This is a genomic window from Brachybacterium sp. Marseille-Q7125, from assembly GCF_023062615.1.
Lineage (GTDB): Bacteria > Actinomycetota > Actinomycetes > Actinomycetales > Dermabacteraceae > Brachybacterium.
In genome coordinates, this window is the sequence record NZ_JALLAL010000096.1 from 1 (window position 1) to 4,086 (window position 4,086).

At 68.1% G+C, this 4,086-nt stretch carries 6 protein-coding genes; all 6 read left to right on the plus strand.

The features are described from left to right. Positions 1-142: 142 nt before the first annotated feature. The 6 genes from MU407_RS13650 (at position 143) to MU407_RS13675 (ending at position 3,983) form a co-directional block, all read left to right on the plus strand. Complete coding sequence (locus MU407_RS13650) at positions 143-382, plus strand: hypothetical protein (RefSeq protein WP_246958300.1); 240 nt, start codon at positions 143-145, stop codon at positions 380-382. Between the two features lie 26 nt (positions 383-408). Then, a complete protein-coding gene (locus tag MU407_RS13655; protein WP_246958302.1) occupies positions 409-636 on the plus strand; it encodes a ribbon-helix-helix domain-containing protein in 228 nt (75 codons plus the stop codon). Further along, positions 633-1,961, plus strand: a complete 1,329-nt coding sequence (locus MU407_RS13660; RefSeq protein ID WP_246958304.1) for a D-alanyl-D-alanine carboxypeptidase family protein — start codon at positions 633-635, stop codon at positions 1,959-1,961. Before MU407_RS13655 ends, MU407_RS13660 begins: the two co-directional genes overlap by 4 nt. Positions 1,962-2,312: 351 nt before the next feature. Further along, positions 2,313-2,903, plus strand: coding sequence for a hypothetical protein (locus MU407_RS13665; protein ID WP_246958306.1), 591 nt, complete (start codon positions 2,313-2,315; stop codon positions 2,901-2,903). 55 nt (positions 2,904-2,958) lie between these two features. Beyond that, positions 2,959-3,684, plus strand: coding sequence for a hypothetical protein (locus MU407_RS13670; protein WP_246958308.1), 726 nt, complete (start codon positions 2,959-2,961; stop codon positions 3,682-3,684). Further along, positions 3,681-3,983 (plus strand): hypothetical protein, encoded by a 303-nt coding sequence (locus MU407_RS13675; RefSeq protein WP_246958309.1) that lies wholly within the window; start codon positions 3,681-3,683, stop codon positions 3,981-3,983. The genes MU407_RS13670 and MU407_RS13675 overlap by 4 nt, the downstream gene beginning before the upstream one ends. Positions 3,984-4,086: the final 103 nt, after the last annotated feature.

The window sequence follows — 4,086 nt, forward strand, 5'->3', positions numbered from 1 at the left end:
CCACTCATCGCTCGGCTACCGCACCCCCGCCAAGGCGTGGACCGAGCAGACCACCCCCACCACCCTCCCAGTGGTCGCCTGACCACCGGAGAACACATCGACTGTCCGAAATCCTTGACACACCCCAAGGGACATGGGCCGCGTGTGGCTGTCACTGGAGACCGCAGCCCATCGCCCCCACCGCGTCCTGGTCTGCCGCGCAGAACAGCACACCATCCCCTTCCGCGAGACCATCACGGCCCTCGATGAGCACGGAGCACCGCGCTTCACCTCCGTCATTCCCAAGACCGTCGAGCTGGTCAAGGACGCCGCGCGACACCCCCGCCAGCTCTACGGGTACGCCCGCGTCTGGGCCGAACTGCTCACCGACCTGCCCAACTGATCACCACTCCAAGGAGCTAAGCCCCGATGACCAGCTCATACGGCCCCCGCGCCCGCCGTGTCGCGGACACCTTCCAGACCCCCAAGCCCGCAGCGCCTGAGAAGAAGGTCAATACCAGTGTGTGGCTGACGGTGGATACACGACAGGCACTGCGGATCTGCGCTGCCACCCACGGCACCACGATCTCGGCCCTCCTCGAGGAAGGCGCCCAAGCAGTGCTGGCCAAGTACACCGAGCCAGGGGGATCCTCATGAAGAAGCTCATCGGCGCGATCGCCGCACTCGCGCTGCTTGCAGGCGTAGCCATCATCGGCGTGCCCATCGCTGTCGTCCTTGTCGGCGCCGCAGTCCTCGACAGCGACTCATCCGGCCAAAGCGACGTCTGCGCCGAAGGCGGCAGTCCCTCCCTCGTGGTCGATCTCGCGGGCCTGCCCAGCAAGGTCCTGGACCTCACCGACGAGCAGATCGAAAACGCCGCAATCATCCTGGCCACCGCGCAGGAGATGGGCATGGACCAGCGCGCTCAGCTCATCGGACTGATGACCGCGATGCAGGAATCCACCCTCGTCAACCTCGAAGACGGTGACCGCGACTCCATCGGCCTGTTCCAGCAGCGCCCCTCGATGGGTTGGGGAAGCCCCGAAGAGCTCCACGACCCCACCTACGCCGCACGAGCGTTCTTCCAGGGCGTGCCGGACAAGGGAATCCCCGGGCTGAAGGACATTCAGGGCTGGGAGAAGATGCCATTCACCCAGGCAGCGCAGGCAGTCCAGCAGAGCGGATACCCCGACGCCTACGCCCAGCATGAAGCCAAGGCCATGAAGATCATGGCGGCGCTGGCTGGTGTCGACCTGGTCGGCGCCAGCGACTACCTCACCGACAACACCATCGGCTGCGACGCGACCGACCTGCCGCTCTCGGCAGCCCCCGATGGTCTGCCCACCCAGGAGCAGCTGCTCCAGCCCTCCGCCGGGATCGCCTGCCCCGAAGGCACCGTCGATCTCGGCCCCGGCACCGGCGGCGCCAAGGGCAAGAAGATCCCGATCCGCCTGTGCTCCATCCCCGGCACCGTTTGCACCGGAACCGACTGCGGTGTCGGCACCCTCGGAGGCAAGGCGCGTGGCGAGGTCGTGATCAACAGCCTCGTCGCCCCGCACTTCATCGCCTGGCTCAACGACGTCCGCGTAGCAGGCCACAACCCGACCTTCGTCTCCAGCTTCCGCTCGTGGGAGTCCCAGGAACGAATCTCCCGCGGCGGCACCAACCCCAACGCCGCCGATCCCGGCAAGAGCAACCACCAGATGGGAGCGGCACTCGACATCGCGGGCCTGCCCGGCTCGTACAGCCGACATAACTGTGCAGGCAACACCGAGGACGGCTCTTGCAAGGCCAACAGCGCTGCCTGGCAGACCTACTGGCAAGCAGGCATCGCCCACGGCGCGCTGGTCCACGACGAGGAGTTTTGGCACCTCGAGTGGGTCATCACCCGCGCCGAACAGCGCAACATCCCCTGGGCGCAGGACCCCGCGCCCACCGCAGCCCTCGCACCCGACCGCAGCGACTTCGGTCTGGCCGCCTGAGAGGAAAACCCGCCGTGACCCCCAGAGCAAAGCTCACCATCACCGCCATCCTCGCCATCGCACTGCTCGTCCTCGCCGCCGCCGCACTCGCGCTCAACCGCGCCGTCAACCCCCCCAAGCCTCGGCAGCGCCACCACCAGCGCGGCACCCAGCCCCACCACTCCCAGCGACGGCGGCGGACTCACCCCGGCCCCCACCGCCGCGGAAACCACCAACGACGACAGCCTCATCGATCTCGCAGACGCCCCCGACGGCATCCAAAAGGCCACCGCCGACTTCCTGATTGCCTACACCAGCGATGCCGAGCACGAGGCGTGGCTGGACGCACTGACCCCCCTGACCACCCCCGAGATGCTCGCCTCCCTGGCCACCAGCGACCGCGAGATCGCGGCCAGTCTGGCCGGTGCACAGCTCGACCAGCCGCAGGGAGCGACCGTGCCCGTGGCCGTGGGCGGAGAGACCATCGCCCACATCACGCTGGTCCAGATCCCCAACGACGACCACGGCGAGATCACCGAGGACAGCCCCTGGACCGTCGAAGCGATCGACCTGCTCGCCCCACCCGAGAACACCGCACTGCCACTGGCCGTGAACAGCAGCCGTCAGATCGCCGCCGCCCTCCAGCCCTCCCTGGCCGCCGTCATCACACAACCGGCCGGCCTCACCGACGAAGACCGCACCGAGATGATCAGCGCCGGATTCACCGATCCCGACCTCGCCTACGACATCCCCCGCGGCGCCGGCCCCGAGGAACGCATCGTCATGGGCAACGTCCACGACGTCCAGCTCACCGCCACCAGCAACGGCGACCTGGCCGCCACCGTCGTCGTCCCCTGGGTCATCGACAACGGCGAGAACGTCGCGCAATGGACCACCCTCACCGTCACCCTCACCCGCGCTGACGACGGCACCTGGACCGCCGCCGACGCCACAACCGCCTGACCACACAACCCGCCGACCACGACACCACACACCCGCGCCAGCGAGGAGCAGCCACATGACCCGCAACATCGAATACGGACCCCCGCTCACCACCGGCCACCCCCAGCCCTTCAAGGGCTGGAACCGGCCCTGGGGACGCATCCAGACCGAGACCGTCCGCACCCGCAGCAGCAACCGACTCGGCAAGGTGACCCTGTCTACTAGCCGCACGACCATGTCCGTCGCGATCCTGATCAACCACCCTGAGCACCTCGACGTGCTTGGCACCAAGCTCTTCAAACTCGCCCGCAACTGGCGAAACAACCGCCTGCTCGACCCCGCGCTGCTTGCGTTCAGCCTCACCCTGCTCATCGGCGCATTTCTGCTCGGAACACTCTTCTACCAGTTCGTCTCTGCACCGCTCGCGCTCGGCCTGCTGCTGCTCGCGATCATGGCAGCCATCCCCGCTTACCTGTGGGAGCGGCGCCGCTGCCAGGCGGCCGCCGACGAACTCCGGGCCCGCGGCTGCGACTGGTACGAGATCCGCCTGGGCAACGACGCCCTCGCCGTGCTCATCGACGACCTCGACGCCGTGGCCTACCACTGGGACCGCGGACGCGTCCCTGACGCCACCTGGCGCACCTGCCACCACCTCGTCTGCGCCGTCGCTGACGAAGCCCGGCACGGCGCTCGCATCGACGCCGACAACCCCGAACTGCGCAAGGCCATCGACCGCATCACCAAGGCACGACAGTCCATCTTCCCCGGCACCCGGCACGACCTCACAGGAGACCAGGCATGAGCACCCCCACCCCGCCCACCATCACCGCCACCGCTGACATCACCGACAGCGGGACCGGCACCATCACCATCGACGGCGTCACCGACACGATCGCCGCAGCCGGTGCCCCCGCCGCACAGGCCGTGGCCATGCGCCGCATCACCCGCCATGCCAACCGCACCGGAGCCTCCATCGACCTCACCCTGACCACCCCGCGCGCCACCAGCCACCTCACCATCACCCCCGACGGCACCGTCACCGAGAACCACCCCGAACCGCAGCCGCAGCCGCGGCCAGTGGGCTTACCCTTCTGTTGTTGACACCTGAGATGGCGGGTCGTGGTGACCTGCGGGAGGTTGTCGTCATGAGGAAGCGGAAGAGCTATACGCCGGAGTATCGTCGGGAGGCGGCGGCTTTGGTGTT

What these genes read in the sequence shown, in the direction of transcription:
- MU407_RS13665 (WP_246958306.1), top strand. Translation starts at nt 2,313, where the DNA reads ATGCTCGCCTCCCTGGCCACCAGCGACCGCGAGATCGCGGCCAGTCTG.
- MU407_RS13660 (WP_246958304.1), top strand. Translation starts at nt 633, where the DNA reads ATGAAGAAGCTCATCGGCGCGATCGCCGCACTCGCGCTGCTTGCAGGC.
- MU407_RS13675 (WP_246958309.1), top strand. Translation starts at nt 3,681, where the DNA reads ATGAGCACCCCCACCCCGCCCACCATCACCGCCACCGCTGACATCACC.
- MU407_RS13670 (WP_246958308.1), top strand. Translation starts at nt 2,959, where the DNA reads ATGACCCGCAACATCGAATACGGACCCCCGCTCACCACCGGCCACCCC.
- MU407_RS13655 (WP_246958302.1), top strand. Translation starts at nt 409, where the DNA reads ATGACCAGCTCATACGGCCCCCGCGCCCGCCGTGTCGCGGACACCTTC.